The sequence below is a fragment of the Serratia sp. CY38905 genome (assembly GCF_052168875.1).
Taxonomy (GTDB): domain Bacteria; phylum Pseudomonadota; class Gammaproteobacteria; order Enterobacterales; family Enterobacteriaceae; genus Serratia; species Serratia sarumanii.
On record NZ_JBJNLV010000009.1, the window covers coordinates 12,728 to 28,654 of the forward strand.

General features: G+C 64.3%; 14 protein-coding genes. 3 read left to right on the plus strand and 11 right to left on the minus strand.

Going from position 1 to position 15,927, the window contains the following annotated elements; translation table 11 throughout:
- Positions 1–29: 29 nt before the first annotated feature.
- Entirely contained in the window at positions 30–950 is a 921-nt protein-coding gene (locus tag ACJ8MK_RS17935; protein ID WP_033655266.1) for an alpha/beta hydrolase, read from the minus strand.
- 151 nt (positions 951–1,101) lie between these two features.
- Between ACJ8MK_RS17935 and ACJ8MK_RS17940 the strand changes: the two genes are divergently transcribed.
- The gene (locus tag ACJ8MK_RS17940; RefSeq protein WP_033655268.1) at positions 1,102–2,013 is read left to right on the plus strand and encodes a LysR family transcriptional regulator; all 912 of its coding nucleotides are present in this window, start codon (positions 1,102–1,104) and stop codon (positions 2,011–2,013) included.
- 23 nt (positions 2,014–2,036) lie between these two features.
- On the opposite strand, the gene ACJ8MK_RS17945 is transcribed toward ACJ8MK_RS17940, so the two are convergent.
- The 5 genes from ACJ8MK_RS17945 to ACJ8MK_RS17965 form a co-directional block, all read right to left on the minus strand.
- Positions 2,037–3,341 (minus strand): c-type cytochrome, encoded by a 1,305-nt coding sequence (locus ACJ8MK_RS17945; RefSeq protein ID WP_442517951.1) that lies wholly within the window; start codon positions 3,339–3,341, stop codon positions 2,037–2,039.
- 11 nt (positions 3,342–3,352) lie between these two features.
- Positions 3,353–3,811 carry a (2Fe-2S)-binding protein gene (locus ACJ8MK_RS17950; RefSeq protein WP_033648257.1) on the minus strand — a complete coding sequence of 153 codons (459 nt, stop codon included), beginning with the start codon at positions 3,809–3,811 and terminating at the stop codon, positions 3,353–3,355.
- A complete protein-coding gene (locus ACJ8MK_RS17955; RefSeq protein WP_442517952.1) occupies positions 3,811–6,033 on the minus strand; it encodes a molybdopterin cofactor-binding domain-containing protein in 2,223 nt (740 codons plus the stop codon). Before ACJ8MK_RS17955 ends, ACJ8MK_RS17950 begins: the two co-directional genes overlap by 1 nt.
- A 205-nt stretch (positions 6,034–6,238) precedes the next feature.
- Positions 6,239–7,063: a M55 family metallopeptidase gene (locus tag ACJ8MK_RS17960; RefSeq protein WP_033648255.1), complete on the minus strand. Its 825-nt coding sequence runs from the start codon at positions 7,061–7,063 to the stop codon at positions 6,239–6,241.
- Positions 7,064–7,079: 16 nt separating this feature from the next.
- Positions 7,080–8,135 (minus strand): P1 family peptidase, encoded by a 1,056-nt coding sequence (locus ACJ8MK_RS17965; RefSeq protein ID WP_033648254.1) that lies wholly within the window; start codon positions 8,133–8,135, stop codon positions 7,080–7,082.
- A gap of 182 nt (positions 8,136–8,317) precedes the next feature.
- Between ACJ8MK_RS17965 and ACJ8MK_RS17970 the strand changes: the two genes are divergently transcribed.
- Positions 8,318–8,464 (plus strand): hypothetical protein, encoded by a 147-nt coding sequence (locus ACJ8MK_RS17970; protein WP_193146253.1) that lies wholly within the window; start codon positions 8,318–8,320, stop codon positions 8,462–8,464.
- Between the two features lie 70 nt (positions 8,465–8,534).
- Here the strand turns inward: ACJ8MK_RS17970 and ACJ8MK_RS17975 are convergent, their stop codons facing one another.
- Positions 8,535–8,801, minus strand: coding sequence for a hypothetical protein (locus ACJ8MK_RS17975; RefSeq protein WP_060422300.1), 267 nt, complete (start codon positions 8,799–8,801; stop codon positions 8,535–8,537).
- Positions 8,802–9,088: 287 nt separating this feature from the next.
- Positions 9,089–9,835 carry a sulfite exporter TauE/SafE family protein gene (locus tag ACJ8MK_RS17980; protein ID WP_060420933.1) on the minus strand — a complete coding sequence of 249 codons (747 nt, stop codon included), beginning with the start codon at positions 9,833–9,835 and terminating at the stop codon, positions 9,089–9,091.
- Positions 9,836–9,942: 107 nt separating this feature from the next.
- Between ACJ8MK_RS17980 and ACJ8MK_RS17985 the strand changes: the two genes are divergently transcribed.
- Positions 9,943–10,848, plus strand: coding sequence for a LysR family transcriptional regulator (locus ACJ8MK_RS17985; RefSeq protein ID WP_334282562.1), 906 nt, complete (start codon positions 9,943–9,945; stop codon positions 10,846–10,848).
- On the opposite strand, the gene uilS is transcribed toward ACJ8MK_RS17985, so the two are convergent.
- The 3 genes from uilS to ACJ8MK_RS18000 form a co-directional block, all read right to left on the minus strand.
- Complete coding sequence (uilS, locus tag ACJ8MK_RS17990) at positions 10,832–11,692, minus strand: UilS family quorum-quenching N-acyl-homoserine lactonase (RefSeq protein ID WP_334282561.1); 861 nt, start codon at positions 11,690–11,692, stop codon at positions 10,832–10,834. The genes ACJ8MK_RS17985 and uilS overlap by 17 nt on opposite strands.
- A 99-nt stretch (positions 11,693–11,791) precedes the next feature.
- Entirely contained in the window at positions 11,792–15,364 is a 3,573-nt protein-coding gene (locus ACJ8MK_RS17995) for a molybdopterin cofactor-binding domain-containing protein (RefSeq protein ID WP_334282560.1), read from the minus strand.
- Positions 15,357–15,899 (minus strand): (2Fe-2S)-binding protein, encoded by a 543-nt coding sequence (locus tag ACJ8MK_RS18000; RefSeq protein ID WP_033634452.1) that lies wholly within the window; start codon positions 15,897–15,899, stop codon positions 15,357–15,359. The genes ACJ8MK_RS17995 and ACJ8MK_RS18000 overlap by 8 nt, the downstream gene beginning before the upstream one ends.
- Positions 15,900–15,927 lie beyond the last annotated feature (28 nt).

Here is a 15,927-nt window from a genome sequence, read left to right on the forward strand (position 1 = left end):
AGAAGCTCCCTCGCCCCCTGGCCTGCCTCTTACAGCGTGGTTTTAAAGAATGGCACCAGCTTCTCCAGCGCCCGGGCTACCGGCTCCGGTTTGTCGTAGAGATCGTAATGCGACCAGCCTTCCACCACCACCAGCTCTTTGTGCTGCGATTTGGCGCGGCGCACAATCTCATAGCCGTCGCGCAACGCGCCGAACAGGCCGGGCTTGCCGCCGACGATCACCAACAGCGGCTGGGTCAGCAGCACTTCCGCCAGGTGGAACGCGTCCCAGCCTACGGCCGCCGCGTTGTGGGAATACAGCGTCTTGTTTACGCCGTTCGGCTTCTCGCCGCGCGCCGTACGGTAGTACTCCGTCGCTTCGCGCAGATCGATATCGGCGCCGTCTTGTTGCGCCGCCTCAACGCTCGGATACAGGCCTACATCCACGCGCAGCGCCGCACCGCGCGCCTCTGCGGTGCGCTGCCGGGCAATATCCTCAAGAAAAGCCACAGGATCGCCATTGGCCAACACGCCCTCGCGCATCACCCGGCCATAGTTGGCGCCGGTGATGGTCGCCACCGCTTTGATGCGCCGCTCCGTCATTGAGGCGTTGATGGCGTAACCGCCGCCGCCGCAGATGCCGAGCACGCCGATACGCTGGTCGTCAACGTAATCCAGCGTCACCAGATAATCGGTCACGACGCGAAAATCTTCCACGCGCTGGGTGGGATCTTCGATAAAGCGCGGTTCGCCGCCGCTCTCGCCCTGGAAGCTGGCGTCGAACGCGATGACCACAAAACCGGCTTTCGCCAGCGCCGCGCCATAGACGTTCCCCGAGGTCTGCTCTTTGCAGCTGCCGATCGGGTGGGCGCTGATGATCGCCGGGTACTTTTTCCGCTCGTCGAAATCCGGCGGGAAATGAATATCCGCCGCGATGTCCCAATACTGACGCTTGATTTTGACCGTTTTCATCATGAGTTCCTCACAGGGTTGCTGGCTCGGGAAACGCGCTCGGTATCGCTTCCGCTGGGATAACGCTCACTTTAGACGCCGTATTGTTCTTTGAGAAGCCCAGGGAATGGACTACAGTGTTAAGCTGTGATTTACAATGCGGAACGTATCGATGGATCCTTCCCTGCTTCCCTCACTGGCGTGGTTCGCGCATATCGCGCAGCATCGCAGCTTTACCAAAGCGGCGGCCCAAATGGGCGTTTCCCGCGCCGCGCTGTCGCAAAATCTAAAGGCGCTGGAAAAACAGCTGAACGTCAAGCTGCTCTACCGCACTACCCGCGATATGTCGCTCACGGAGGAAGGGCAACGCCTGCTCGAGGCCCTGGCTCCCGCCCTCAACGCGATCGAACACGCCGTCGGCACGCTGGAAGAGAGCCGCCACGAGCCGGCGGGGCTGCTGCGGATAAACGCTTCGCGCACGGCCGCCAAGCACTTTATCGAACCGCATGTCGGTGAATTTCTGGCGCGCTATCCCAGGCTGAAGCTTGAGCTGGTGATGGACGACGGCATGGCCAGCATCATTTCCGAAGGCTACGACGCCGGCGTGCGGCTGGGTGAAAGCCTCGCCGAGCATATGGTGGCGATCCCCATCACCCCGCAGGTGGAACTGGTGGCGGTGGCCACGCCGCAGTACCTCAGCCGTAACGGCACGCCCGCCACGCCGGCGGATCTGGTCAACCACAACTGCATCGCTTTTCGTCACGCAACCAGCGGTGCCATTTATCAATGGGAGTTTTCCACTATCGAGCGGCACGCGCGCCATACCTTTTCCGTCGAGCCGCAAGGCAGCGTGATCACCAACGACGACGACGGCATGATCCGCGCCGCCTTGCAGCATGTCGGCATTATTCAGCACTTTGATTTCGCCGTGAAGGCGCTGGTGGAACGCGGTGAATTGGTACGGATCCTGCAGCCCTGGTCGCAGCCGTTTCCCGGCTTCTACCTGTATATCCCCTCCCGTGAGCACATGTCTTCCAAGGTCAGGGCGCTGCTGGACTTTCTGGTCGAGAAGCGCGCAGGCTAAACCGGCCCGCGCGCCTTTTCGCTTTACTGCTTGCGCTGCTCCGCCACCTGTTTGGCGGTGACTTTGCCCTGCTTATCGCCGAAATGGCCGACCACGAAGTTGGCGACCGCCGCCACTTCCTCGTCGGAATAGGCGCTGCCGAACGCCGGCATCATTTCATGCCGTTCGCCGATGCTGATGCTCGTCCCCTTCAGGATGGCCTGCACCACGCTGCGCCCCTGCGGATCGTTCACCGCCGTGCTGCCCACCAGCGACGCATACTCGCTCTGGCGGCCCGGCCCGTTCCACTGGTGGCAGCCGCTGCAGTCGTTGGCGAACACCCGCCGCCCGAGCGACTGCTCTTGCCCGCCCGGCAGGATCGGCGTGGAAGCCCCCGCGCCCTTCGGCTGCAGATTTACCGCCGCGGCGGCGTCGCCGGCGATCGGTTCGATATCGCGCAGGTATTTCACCAGCGCCAGATTATCTTCCGGCGTCAGGAACTGCAGGCTGTTTTCCACCGCTTCCGCCATCGGGCCGGCGGCGCTGCTGCGCCCCGGCGCATGGCCGGTGGCCAGATATTGCGACAGCTGCTGGTCGCTCCAGCCGCCGATGCCGGTCTGCTTATCCGGCGTGATGTTGGCGGCGAACCAGCCCTGCACCACTTCACCGCTCAGGTGCTTGCTCTGGTTGAGGCCGAACCCCAGATTGCGCGGCGTATGGCACTCGCCGCAGTGGCCCAGCGCCGTCGCCAGATAGGCGCCGCGGTTCCACTGCTCGTCCTTGTTGAGATCCGGCGTAAAGCGTTGCTCATGGAAGAACGCCAGGTTCCAGAATTTCATGCCCCAACGCTGATTGAACGGGAACGACAGATCGTTTTGCGGGTTGGCCTGCTTCACCGGCGGCAGGCTGAACAGATAGGCTTTGATCGCCAGCACGTCGTCGCGGCTCAGCCCGGTGTAGGAGGTGTACGGCATCGCCGGATACAGGTTGCCGTGCGGGCCGATGCCCTCACGCACCGCACGTACGAACTGATCGTCGCTCCAGTTGCCGATGCCGGTCTCCTTGTCGGCGGTGATGTTGGTGCCGTAAATGGTGCCGAACGGCAGTTTGAAGGCGAAGCCGCCCGTATAAGGCGTGCCGCCCGGCGCGGTGTGGCACGCCACGCAGTCGGCGGCGCGCGCCAGGTACTCGCCGCGCGCCAGTTTATCGGTGATGCCGGCCGGCGCTCCGGCGATCGGCGCCGCAGGCTCCGCGCCGGTGGGCCGCAGCAGCGTGTACAGCGCATATCCTCCCGCCAACACCACCACGGCGATAATCAGCCATAACAGCCCTTTCAAGGCGTTGCTCATCACATCTCTCCCTAACCCAACGCCTTGGCGGCCTGGTGGATGGCGGCGCGAATGCGCACATAGGTGGCGCAGCGGCAGACGTTGCCGCCCATCGCCGCGTCGATGTCCGCATCGCTCGGATTTTTACTTTGCGCCAGCAGCGCGCTGGCGCTCATGATCTGGCCGGACTGGCAGTAGCCGCACTGCACCACATCCAGATCAAGCCAGGCCTCCTGCACCGCCTTGCCTTCCGGCGTGGCGCCCACGGCTTCGATGGTGGTGATTTTTTTGCCGACGGCGGCCGAAATCGGCGTCATGCACGACCGCACCGGCACGCCGTCCAGATGCACGGTGCAGGCGCCGCACATGGCGATGCCGCAACCGAACTTGGTGCCGGTCAGGCCGGCTTCGTCACGCAAGAACCACAGCAGCGGCATGTGCGGATCGCCCTCGAAGGTCAGCGGCTGCTCGTTTACGGTTAATTGAATCATCAGGTTCTCTCCTTGTCAGACGCCGGGTTCGCGGTGGGATTATGCAGCGGCAGGCTCAGCGAGGTGCGCGGCCGCCCGAGCAGCGCCAGCGCATTGCCGACCGCCGGGGCGATGGTCGGCACCCCCAGCTCGCCCACGCCGGTCGGTTTCTCGCTCGAGGGCACGATGATCACTTCGATCTCCGGCATCTCATCGATGCGCAGCGGGCGGAAGTTATTGAAGTTGGACTGTTCGACCACGCCGTCTTTCAGCGTGATATTGCCGTACAGCGCCATGCTCAGGCCGTAGCCGATGCCGCCCTCGATCTGCGCGCGGATCACATCGGGGTTCACCGCCACGCCGCAGTCCACCGCGCACCACACCTTGTGCACTTTCGGGATGCCGCCTTCGCCGATCGACACCTCGGCCACCTGCGCCACATAGGTATCGAACGCCTTGGCGACGCCCACGCCGCGCGCGCGCCCGTCCACCACCTTGGCGCCCTGCCAGTCAGCGGCTTTCGCTACCGCCCGCAGCGCGCCCGCCGCGCGCGGCGCGTCGCCCATCAGCGCCAGCCGCCCTTCGACCGGATCCTGGCCGGTTTCCTGCAGCAGTTGATCGATAAAGCTCTCCACCGCGTGGCCGGTGTGGGTGCTGGCGACCGACCGCAGCGAGGTGGTCGGCACCTTGCCGGGCACAATGTGCGCATCGCAGCGGAAGGCTTCGAAGGTGTATGACACTTCGCTGGCGCCCTCGACCATCATCTGATCGAGTCCGTTGACCACCAGCGCATCCATCGCGCTGTGGCGCGTCCAGGAGTGGCCGACCACGGTATCGGTCCAGCCCACCACCTTGCCGCCGCGAATGGCGCCGCGCAGGCGGTGCAGGATCATCGGGCGATACCAGCCGTTGCGGATGTCGTCCTCGCGCGTCCATACCACCTTCACGCCGTGGCCGGGGCCGATGCCCTTGGCCGCCGCCGCCATGTCGGCCGCCAGATCCGGCCCCAGCGTCGGGTTGCCTAAATCGATGCGCCGGCCGAAGCTGCCGCCCGCCAGAATGGTTTCAATCTGCACCTTGTCCGGCGGCAACTCGAACAGATCGCACAGCTGCTTGTGATCGAGCGTTTGAATTTGGCAGCCGTAGCGCGCCTTGACGCTCTCGCCGTCCCAGAACAGATAGCCGTCCAGCGGCTCCATCGGCGCGTGGGCGACGTACGGGAAGGTGTATTCGGCCTCGATCACCTTGTCGGCCTTGTCGAACACCTCGTCCGGCTTGCCGTGGCTCTTCGCCACCACGCCGGTTTTCTGCGCCACCTGGCGGAATTCGGCGTAGATCTCCTCGGTGTTGCGCCGTTCGGCCTGCGCATCGTCCCACGTCACCTTCAGCCGCTCCCGCCCCTGGATCGCCGCCCAGGTATTTTTGGCGTAAACCGCCACGCCGGTGGCAACCTGTTTCACCGCCACCACGCCCGGCACCGCCAGCGCGCGTTCGGCGTCGAAGGCCGCCACCTTGCCGCCGAAACGCGGCGGTTTCTTGATGGTGACGGTCAGCATGTCCGGCTCATGGATATCCTGCGAGAACTGCGCGCTGCCGTTGGTTTTCGCCAGCGAATCGACGCGATGCAGGCCGCGCGTTTTGCCGATCAGGGTGAAATTGGCCGGATCCTTCAGCGTCAGGCTGGCGGGATCGGGCGGCGGCAGCGTGGCGGCCAGCGCGGCGAATTCGCCGAAGCCCGCTTCGCGTCCGCTGGCGGCATGGCGAATCCTGCCCGCCTGCACGGTAATTTCCTGCGCCGAGGTTTTCCAGCTCTGCGCGGCGGCCTGCACCAGCAGCGCACGCGCCATGGCGCCCATGCGGCGCATTTGCTCATAGGCATTGGCCACCGAGCTGGAACCGCCGGTGCCCTGGAATCCGAAGCTCAGGTTTTTGTAGATATGGGTGTCCACCGGCGCGGCGACGACCCGCACCTGCGCCCAGTCGGCATCGAGCTCTTCGGCAACCAGCGTCGCCATGCCGGTATAGACCCCCTGGCCCACTTCGGTGTGTTTACTGATGACGGTGACGACGCCGTCGGCGCCGATCTGAACGAAGGCGTTGGCGTCAAACGCCGCCGCGCCAGAGGCGGCCGGGGCATTCGACCGCGCCAGCGCGCCGGTGGACGGCAGATAGGCGCCGATCACCAACGCCCCGGCGCCGACGATAAACCGCCGCCGCGAAAGCGGAACTTGGGATATGCTCATTGCTCATGACTCCAAAAAAGCCGAAGGCGTCACTGCCTTCGGCGAAACAAATCTTGTTATGGGAATGGGTTGTTGCGCCGGTCGGGTGACATAGCGCAACAGAGCAATAATTAGCGTAGCCTATTATCCAGCAGGCCTAATCTTGATAAGGGATTTTTTCGTTGAGGAATCGTGCGCTGCGGGCGGGTCGCCCGCACATCGTGCATCAATTCTGCGTCGTCGCCAGATACGAAAAGACGCTGAGCAGGCGGATTGGCGCCGCCATGTTGTCGCTGTCGAAGGCCACGGTGAGCGCGTCCTGGCGCTCCACGCCGGGCACCAGACTGAACAGATCCGCCAATACCGGTTTGGCCGCCATCAGCGTCAGCCGGTAAGGCGGCATGAAGCGGCGCTCCACCGGCAGCTTCCCGCCCTGGCGCACCTGCTGCATTGCCCGTTCGCGGATCTCGGCGCGCGCCCGCTGCGGGCTGAGCGATTCGGCGGCGGTTTGCGAGATCGCACGCTTGACGCAGGCATAGCCGACGTGCGGGTAACGTTCCGCTACCCAGCGTTGCAGCTCGTCGTCGCCGCTCACCAGCCACAGCGGCACGTTCAACTCGGCCGCCGCCGCCGCGTACAGATCGCTTTCGCCCACCGCTTCGCCGTTCAGGCTGACGCGGTAAAAGGCCCGGCCGTTGATGGTATGCGCCAGCACGCCATGCTCGCCGGCGGCGCTGTGGTAGCCGATGAACATCAGGCCGTCGTAACGTTGGTGTTGCAGCCCTTCCACCATCGACAGCCCACGCGGTTTACCCTGCACCAGGCGCGCGCGCCCATCGAGGCGATCGGCGCGCAGATTCTGCATCATGGCGTGGCTGTCGGCCACCGTCACCGCGGTGGCCCCGCCGGCGAAAGCGCCGTCGATGGCCGCGTTGACCTCCTGCTCCATCAGCTCGCGCGCCGCCGCATAGTCGGCATGGGCCGGGTTGCATTGCTCCGGCCGCATTACGCCGGCGATACCTTCGATATCTGCAGAGATAAAGACTTTCACGCCACGCTCCCGTTATTTAATTTTCCGCCAGCCGATCGAGCAGCGGGCCCAGCGCCATGCGATCGTGCCGCTGGAAACCGCTGACGCCCTCGGCGCTCAGCAACGCATCCAACACCGCGTATTCGGTGGCGTCCGCCGCCGCCGCAAACAGCGGCTCCAGCCGTTCGTCCGGCAGCGTCGCCCCCAGCAACCGGGTGGAAAACGCCAGCGCGATATCGCCGGAGCCGTGCCCCCAATGGCTGCCCACTCGCCCCAGGCCCGCGCCCGCTCGGCGGGCGATGCGGTTCAGCTGGCGGCTGTCCAGCGCCCGATCGCAGGCGATGATGATAATGACCGAACCGGCGTCCACCTGCGGCGGCGGATCCGCCAGCAGCCTGCCCAGCGCCTGGCCAACGCGCACGCCGCTCAGCGTCAACGAGTCGAGGGTGCCGAAGTTGGCCAGCACCAGCACGCCGAGCGTGGTGCCAAGCCCCGGGCAATAGCGCGAGGCGGTGCCGATGCCGCCTTTCAGGCCGAAGCTGCTCATGCCGCGCCCGGCGCCGACGCTGCCGCGCGCAAAGCGGGTGGAATGGTTATCCAGCGCGCTGAAGACGTGCTCCTCGCGCACCGCCATCGCCTGAATATCGTTGAGGTAGCCGTCGTTGCACTCCAGCACCAGCGGGTTGATGGTGGCGCTGCCGCGGCCGATCTGCGGGTAGCGCAGACAGCTGCGCCGCACCATGGCATTGAACAGCGTGCCGACGGCGAAAGTGTTGCTCAGCAGGATCGGCGTTTGCAGCACCCCCAGCTCGTTCAGCTGCACCAGCCCCAGCGGTTTGGCGAAGCCGTTGAGCACCGCGCTGCCGCACGGCAACGGCTGGTTGAACAGATCGCCCGGCGGCACGATGGCGGTAACGCCGGTCTGGCATTCGCCGTCGGCCAAGGTGTGATGCCCGACGCTAACGCCCGGCACGTCGCACAGGGTATCGGTCGGGCCGGCCGGATAGCGCGCGCCCGGCAGGCGGCGATGGCGCCGCCAATAGCTCAGCAGATTGTCGAGGCTTTGTTGTTCAAACGCCTGGCTGTCCGTCATGGTTCCCTCATCCGCCTTAGCCCATCAGAAAACCAGAATATCGCGCAATGTAAGCGCCCAGTAAATTGAGAACCGGAGCGGGCAGAAAAAATAGCCTTGCCCCATCGCCGTTCATTGCCTGCACGACTTTTTTGCCGCCGCTCCTACGGGCAGGGCGACGCCGCTATCGAGTGAAACAACGGGTGTTGAAAGCGCACAAGCGCTGCGACCTCACGCACGGCAAAGACAGGGTCATCGCCCACGGCGGGTATGAAGAACGGGAGAGCGAAATCGGCGAACGCATCCTCTCCGGCATGCAGGAGACCATTTGGAGTGGAGCGCAGGCCTGAGCCTTATTGGGGTTTTGGCGGGCAGTCGTATAGTATAAAAAACCTGAATTACTCAACACTAGATCATGGATCACCTAAATAAATAAACCATGACCATAACAATGACACAAATAGAGCAAAACAATAAATCACCGGAGAAATTTTTCAATGAATCCAAATAGTCATTGCTGTTCTTATTTAATTTGTTAACGGCATCGCTTTCGTTATCAGCCTCTACTTCGACATGATGCTTTCTGAAGCCCTTCCGCTTCATATCCTTAATAATCTCGCGTGTAACCACGTCCTTTCTTAGCACTTTTGATTCATCACTCTTTATAAAAACAACATATCTATTCATCATATACCCCATAAAAGCACAGAATTTTACTTCTGTGCTGGGATTGCAGCGGTTAATTAGCGTTTGGTTCCGGATTCTCGGGCCTCTCTCGGTTCAGTGCCATTGCCGCCATAACCATTTCCTGTAGAACTGCCATTCCCCCAGAAACCACTGGCTCCGTAACCGCTGCCACAAGGGCTGTTTTTGACAAGAATGACTGCAAGTGTATTCTCAATGCTGGAAACAATCATATTAGAATAAAACCCAGAATAATATACCGAACCTGATTACACGTAGATGCTATCGATTCAATTAATTGAACGCCAAATAATCTCAACACCCAAGATTAATAACCCAATAAAGAAAAGGCGACGAAAAATCAGCGGGCTGCTGTGACGACGCGCGATCCCGCCCAGCCACATGCCGGCCAACGCCGGCAGCAGCGCCAACAGCGAAACGCCGAGCAGCGCGCCGGGCAGCGCCTGATGCCAGGCTAATCCGGCGGCAAGCGCCAGCGTCGAGACGGTGAACGACAGCCCCAGTGCCTGCACCAGATCGTCACGCGCCAGGCCCAATGCGTTCAGATAGGGCACCGCCGGTATGACGAACACGCCGGTGGCGCCGGTCAGCACGCCGGTCAACAGGCCGCACAGCGGCCCCAGCCAAGGCTCCGCCGCAGCGGAAACGCGCCAGTCGAAACGGGTAAAACCCAACAGCGCATAGCCGGTCAGGCAAATGCCCAGCGCCAGCGGCGCCAGGCGGCCGTCGATGGCGGTGAGCGTGCCGGCGCTCAGCAAGGTGCCCAGCGTGACGCACAGCATCATCGGCCAGAGCCGACGGCACAGCGCCCCCAACCGCGGCCCGCACAGCAGTTGCCACAGGTTGGTGATCAATGAGGGCAACAGCAGCAGCGCGGCGGCCTGCCCCGGCGGCATCATCAGGCTGAGCAGCCCCATCGACACCGTCGGTAATCCCAAACCGATCGCCCCTTTGACCGTGCCGGCCAGCGTAAAAATGCCCGTCAGGGCGACAATTTCGAGTAACGTCAGCGACATGCGTCTATCCTTATGGCGAATCAACGGCCCGATTGTGGCCGGCGCCGCGCCGCGGCACAATGCGGCAATGGCAGAGCCTGCCTGCGGCAAAGACAGAGGAAGAACGCATGCATTTTGACTTTATCGATCTGCGGCTGTTGGCGGCGGTGCTCGAGACCGGCAGCATCACCGCCGGCGCCGAGCGCGTCGGGCTGTCGCTGGCCGCCGCCAGCGCACGCATGCGCGGGCTGGAGCAACAGGCCGGCGTGGCGCTGCTGACGCGCAATCCGCGCGGCGTCCAGGCGACGCCCGCCGGTGAACGCCTGTTGCAACACGCGCGCGTGCTGCTGCAGCAGCGCGACCGGCTGCGCGGCGACATGGCCGAGTTCGCGCCGGGCCAGCGCAGCCAGCTGCGCATCGTCGCCAATACCGTCGCCGCCGACGCTTTTCTGCCGGAACTGCTGGCGGATTTTCTGGTGCTGCACCCGTACACCGACATCGCGCTGGAGGAGCTGCCCAGCCCGGCCATCGCGCAGGCGATCGCCGAACGGGCGGCGGATATCGGCATCGTGGCGGATCATGCCGATCTGCGCGGGCTGGCAAGCTACCCCTTCCGGCAGGATCGTCTGGTGCTGGCGCTGCCGCCGGGGCATGCGCTCAGCGGCCGCCGCCAGCTCAGCTTTGCGGACGCCCTGCCTTTCGACTTTATCGGCCTGCCGGAACAGAGCGCGCTGCAACAGCATTTGGAGCAGCTGGCGATACGCAGCGGCGGCCCGATGCGGCTGCGGGCGCGCGCCGCCAATTTCGACGCCATCTGCCGCATGGTGCTGCGCGGCGCCGGTCTGGCGGTGGTGCCGGAAGAGAGCGCCCGGCGGCTGCCCGAGATCCTGCGCAACGCCCTGCCGCTGACGGACGACTGGGCGATCCGGCGTCTGTCGATCGTGGTGCGCGAACGGGCGCAGCTGCCATTGCCGGCGCAGCGGCTGGTGGCATTTCTGCGCCAGGAGGAGGACGGTATTACAGGTACTCGTTGAACCAGGCGATCTGACGGCCGATGATGCCGGCGAAATGCGGGCCGGCGTACATGTCGTAGTGCTTCGCATTCTGCTCGACGTGCAGCGCCTTTTTCGCGCTGCCTACCGCCTCATACAGCGCGATGCCCTGCTCCGGCGGGTTGACGGTATCGTTGCCCGCCACCACCACCAGCACCGGGCATGTGACGCGCGCCGCATTGTCGCGCGGCTGATAGCGCAGCGTTTCGCGCACGGTCAGGAACGGGATCTTGATGTCCATCGCCGGGTAGCGCGCCTTGTTCTCCTCGAAGAACGCTTTCGACTCGTCATCGCTCAACACCCGGGTGACGGCGACAAACATCTCTTTGCCGGTAGCCTGTTTCTTCTCCGCCATTTTGTCCAGCGTGGCGATGAACGCCTGTTTTTCGTCGGCGGCCATTTTCCCCGTCACGATGGTTTCCCCGTCGGCGAAGGCCAGCTGGCTAACGATGCACTTGATGGCCGGATCGGCCGCGGCAGCGCCGAACACGTGGCAACCGCCAAACGATGTGCCCCACAGGCCGATGCGCTCACTGTCGATCTGCGGCTGCGTTTGCACCCAACGGCTCACCGCCAGAATGTCCTCAATCTGCAGCGCCGGCACCAGCCGCCCGCGTTCACCCTCGCTGGCGCCGAAGCCGCGATAGTCAAACGTCACCGCCGCAAAACCGGCGTTGACGAAGGCCTCGGCAAAGGCCGGCAGCAACAGCTCCTGAATGCCGCAGAAGCCGTGACACAGAATAATCGCCGGAACCTTGGCCTGATTCTCAGGTAAACGAACTGTTACGGCCAGGCCGCTTTCCATTTTATGCGTGGTTAATGCCATGTTAACTTCCTGTTTTTTATAGGTAAGGTAAAAATCAGGCTAACATTAATCACCAAATGAGCGCCGCCAGTCAATAACCCAATGTAACAATTTACAATGTTAATGATTCCCCGGCTCCGCGCGCAGCCGCGCCACCTGCGCCTCCACGTCGCGCCAGGCCGGTTTGTCGCCGGCATAGCGTTGGCGCAGATAATTCACCAGCGCCGTCACCTGCCGATCGGAAAAGCTGTCCTTAAAGCCCGGCATAAAGCCCAATTCGGCGGTAGCCGGTTTGGGGATCCCTTGCAGGATCACCTTGATCAGGTTATCGGGGCGATCGCTGAAGATATTGGTGTTATTGGCCAGATCGGGACTGACGCCGAACAGCTGCGGCCCGCCGGCGGCGGCGCTGTGGCAGGCCTGGCAAGCGCCCTGAAATAACCGCTCGCCGGCCAGTTGCCCCGCCGCCGGCAAGGCGCGGGCCGCCAACTGCGCCTGCGGTTCCACATTCAGCGTCGCCTTGGTGCTCAGCGACATCACATAGTTGGCCATCGCCCGCAGATCGCTCTGCGGCAACGTCGCCAGTTCGCTGACCACCGGCCCCATCGGCCCGGCCGCCACGCCGTGCTCGGCGGAATGCCCGCTGCGGAAGTACTGAAACAGCTGTTCCTCGGTCCAGGGCTTGTCCGCATTGGCCAATTGATTCAGCGCCGGCGCTTCCCACCCGTCCACCATTCCCCCCGCCAGGAAAGCCGCGCCGCCCTTTTCCACCCCCAGCAGATTGCGCGGCGAATGGCAGGCGGCGCAGTGGCCAAGCCCGTTGACCAGATAGGCGCCGCGGTTCCACTGCGCGCTTTGTTGCGGATCGGGTTGATATTCCCCCTGGCGCAGGAACAGCGCGTTCCAGCCGGCCATCAGCGGCCGCAGGTTAAACGGGAAGCGCATCTGATTGGCCGGATTGCTCTGGCGCACCGCCGGTTGCGACATCAGATAAGCGTACAGCGCCTGCATGTCGCCGTCGGTCATTTTGCTGAAGGCGGTGTAAGGAAATGCCGGATACAGATGGCGGCCGTCGCGGGCGATGCCCTGGCGCATCGCCCGATCGAACGCGGTAAACGACCAGTTGCCGATGCCGGTTGCCACGTCCGGGGTAATGTTGGTGCTGTAGAGCGTGCCGAACGGCGTCGCCATCGCCAGCCCGCCGGCGTTGGTCGCCCCTTCCGACGCGGTATGGCAAACCGCGCAGTCTCCGGCAGCGGCCAACTGGCGGCCGCGCTCCAGCGTGGCCGCCGACCAGGTGCCGGCGCCGGGCGTCGCCACCGGCGCGATCTCCGCCCGCCACGGCAAGGCGCTGCCGGCGATGCCCAGCACCGCGCCGAACAGCCCCGCCGCGCCGCCGAACCACCATTTGCCGCGCTTCTTTTTCTTGGGCGGCGCGGCCTGCCGCTCGGCGTCCGGCCCGTTCAGCGCCTCGCGCAGTTTATCCGAGGTGATCGGCAGCTCGCGAAAACGAATGCCGGTGGCGTCGAATACCGCGTTAGCGATGGCCGCCGCGCTGGGCACCGACGCCGATTCCCCGGCGCCCAGCGGCGGATCGTAAGGGCGCGGCATCATCACCACGTCCACTTCCGGCACCTCCGGGAAGGTCAGGATCGGGTAAGCCCCCCATTCTTTGGCGGAGACCGTCGATTCCTCAAAGGTCACGCGCTCTTTCAATACCCGGCTGGTCGATTGCAACACGTTGCCGTGAATTTGGTGGCGCACGCCGTCCGGGTTAACCATCATGCCCGCGTCGTGGCCGACCACGATGCGCGTCACCGCCACTTCGCCGCTGGCTTTGTCGATCGCCACGTCGGCCACCCAGGCGGCCCAGGCCGCGCCAAAGCCGGGAAACTTGCTGTGGATGTAACGGGCATAGGCAAAGCCGCGCCCGCGCAGCACGCCGTCTTCCGCCGGGGTCTGCATCGGTTCGGTATGCGGCGTCCAGCCGGCGCGTTCTGCCGTGCTGCGCATCAGCTCACTGGCGCGTTCATCATCGATATAGCGCAGCCGATATTCCAGCGGATCGACGCCGGCGGCGTGGGCCAGCTCATCGATATAAGATTCGTGGGCGAAGGTGTTCGGCAAGGCGGAAACGCCGCGCATCCAGGAGGCGCGCACGATCGGCGCCATGTCCTCGATGCTGACGCGCAGCGCCGGATATTCGTAAGGCGGTACCGAGGTGCGGTCGCCCATTTCATAGGCCACCGGCAGCGGTTCAACCCGGCCGGTCAGCAGCAGCGCCAGCGTCGGCGCGCCGTTTGAAGGATAATAGGTGCGAAAATCGTAGGCGACCGGATGCCCCGCGGCGTCCAGCCCGCCGTCCACCTCCATCAGCTGCGCGGTGCCCTTCGGTTCCCACACATGCTCTTGCTCGCGGGTCAGCTGCACCCGCACCGGCCTGCCCACCGCGCGCGACAGCAGCGCCGCGTCGGCGCAGACGTCATCGGCGCAATTGCGGCCATAGCAACCGGCCGCCTCCATGCGAACGATCTCGATCTGCGCTTCCGGGTATTCCAGCAGCCAGGCCAGATCGGCGCGCAGCAGGTGCGGGTTCTGGCTGCCCGACCAGACCTGCAGGCGCTCCGGCCGGTAGTCCGCCAGCGCGCAGGAAGGGCCAATCGAGGCATGCAGCTGATACGGCCACAGGTAGCTGCGGGTGAAACGCCTGTCGGCCGCCGCCAGCGCCGCGTCCACATCGCCGGTATCGTGCACCACCCGGGTCGAATGGGGGTTGTCGCGCAGCGCCTGCGCCACGTCGGTCATCTGCGGCAAATTGCGCCGCCAGTCTTTCCAACTGACCTGTAACGCCTGCGCCGCCTTGATCGCCTGCTCTTCGCGCTCTGCGACAATGCCGATGAAATCGCCGATCACCACCAGTTTGACGATGCCGGGAATATGCGCGATCGAGGTTTCATCCACCGCCAGCAGGCTGGTACCGACGAATTCGCCGCTGTCGTACCCGGCATAGGGCGGCCGCACCACCCGGCCGTGCAGCATATTCGGCAGGCGCATATCGTGTACGTAGGTGGTTTCGCCGGTCGCCTTGGCCGGAATATCGACGCGCGCGGCGCTGGTGCCCACCAGGCGATATTCTGCCTGCGGTTTAAGCGGTGCGTCGCCGGAAATCGACAGCTCGACATGACCGCCGGCCACCAGTTCGGCGTAGCTGAGCGCCTGCCCCTGCGGGCCGCGGATCACGCCCTCCTCCAGCGTCAGCTGTTCCACCGGCGCATCGAAGCGCTGCGCCGCCTGGCGCAACAGCCAACGGCGCGCTTCGGCGGCGGCGTTGCGCAGCGGCACGGCGGAGATCTGCAGCGTGGCGCTGGCGATGGTGGCGCCCTGATTCGGCGCGCGCTCGGTATCGCCCAACACCATGCGCACCTGATCCATGCGCAGGTACAGCTCTTCGGCGACGATCTGGCCGAGCGCGGTGCGCACGCCGGTGCCGAGATCGACATGGCCGTTAAAGGCATAGATTTCGCCGCTGTCGCACAGGGCGATAAACAGCCCTTGCTCCCTGGGCTTCAGCACCGGCGTTTGCCCTTTGGGCACCGGCCCCGAAGGCGGTTGCACGCTGTCGACGATCAGCAGCACGCCGTCGCGCTGCAGCAATTCGGCCTGGCTCGGCGATGAGGGACGGGAATCAGTCATAAGCGTGGGCGCCCTCATCGCGGCAGAGAATGATGGCGCGCTGAACCGCACGCAGGATTTCGAGATGGGTGCCGCAGCGGCACAGGTTGCCGGACAGCGCCTGACGGATCTCCGCCTCGCTCGGAGCGGGATTGCGATCCAACAGGGCTTTGGTGGTCATGATCATGCCGTTGAGGCAGTAGCCGCATTGCGCCGCCTGCTCTTCGATAAAGGCGCGCTGCACCGGATGCAGGCGCTGGCGATCGCCAAGGCCTTCCAGAGTCACGATCGCCCGGCCGGACACGCCGAGCGCCGGGATCACGCAGGAGCGCGCCGCCACGCCGTCGATCAACACGGTACAGGCGCCGCATTCGCCCAGGCCGCAGCCGTATTTCGGGCCGTTGAGCGCCAGATCGTTGCGCAGTACCAGCAAGAGCGGCGTATCCGCCATCACCTGCGCATGAAGCTGTTCGCCGTTCACCGACAGCATCAGCGGATGCTCCGTCAGCGTGGTTTTCGCGCCTTCCCTGGGCGATTGCACTTCAGATATCGCCATTGTTCGCGTCTCCGCCTGCACTTGATGG

Bases quoted from the DNA above. Each gene is read 5' to 3' on its own strand.
- ACJ8MK_RS17935 (WP_033655266.1), bottom strand. From the start codon at position 950: ATGAAAACGGTCAAAATCAAGCGTCAGTATTGGGACATCGCGGCGGAT.
- ACJ8MK_RS17940 (WP_033655268.1), top strand. From the start codon at position 1,102: ATGGATCCTTCCCTGCTTCCCTCACTGGCGTGGTTCGCGCATATCGCG.
- ACJ8MK_RS17945 (WP_442517951.1), bottom strand. From the start codon at position 3,341: ATGAGCAACGCCTTGAAAGGGCTGTTATGGCTGATTATCGCCGTGGTG.
- ACJ8MK_RS17950 (WP_033648257.1), bottom strand. From the start codon at position 3,811: ATGATTCAATTAACCGTAAACGAGCAGCCGCTGACCTTCGAGGGCGAT.
- ACJ8MK_RS17955 (WP_442517952.1), bottom strand. From the start codon at position 6,033: ATGAGCATATCCCAAGTTCCGCTTTCGCGGCGGCGGTTTATCGTCGGC.
- ACJ8MK_RS17965 (WP_033648254.1), bottom strand. From the start codon at position 8,135: ATGACGGACAGCCAGGCGTTTGAACAACAAAGCCTCGACAATCTGCTG.
- ACJ8MK_RS17975 (WP_060422300.1), bottom strand. From the start codon at position 8,801: ATGAATAGATATGTTGTTTTTATAAAGAGTGATGAATCAAAAGTGCTA.
- ACJ8MK_RS17980 (WP_060420933.1), bottom strand. From the start codon at position 9,835: ATGTCGCTGACGTTACTCGAAATTGTCGCCCTGACGGGCATTTTTACG.
- ACJ8MK_RS17985 (WP_334282562.1), top strand. From the start codon at position 9,943: ATGCATTTTGACTTTATCGATCTGCGGCTGTTGGCGGCGGTGCTCGAG.
- uilS (WP_334282561.1), bottom strand. From the start codon at position 11,692: ATGGCATTAACCACGCATAAAATGGAAAGCGGCCTGGCCGTAACAGTT.
- ACJ8MK_RS17995 (WP_334282560.1), bottom strand. From the start codon at position 15,364: ATGACTGATTCCCGTCCCTCATCGCCGAGCCAGGCCGAATTGCTGCAG.
- ACJ8MK_RS18000 (WP_033634452.1), bottom strand. From the start codon at position 15,899: ATGGCGATATCTGAAGTGCAATCGCCCAGGGAAGGCGCGAAAACCACG.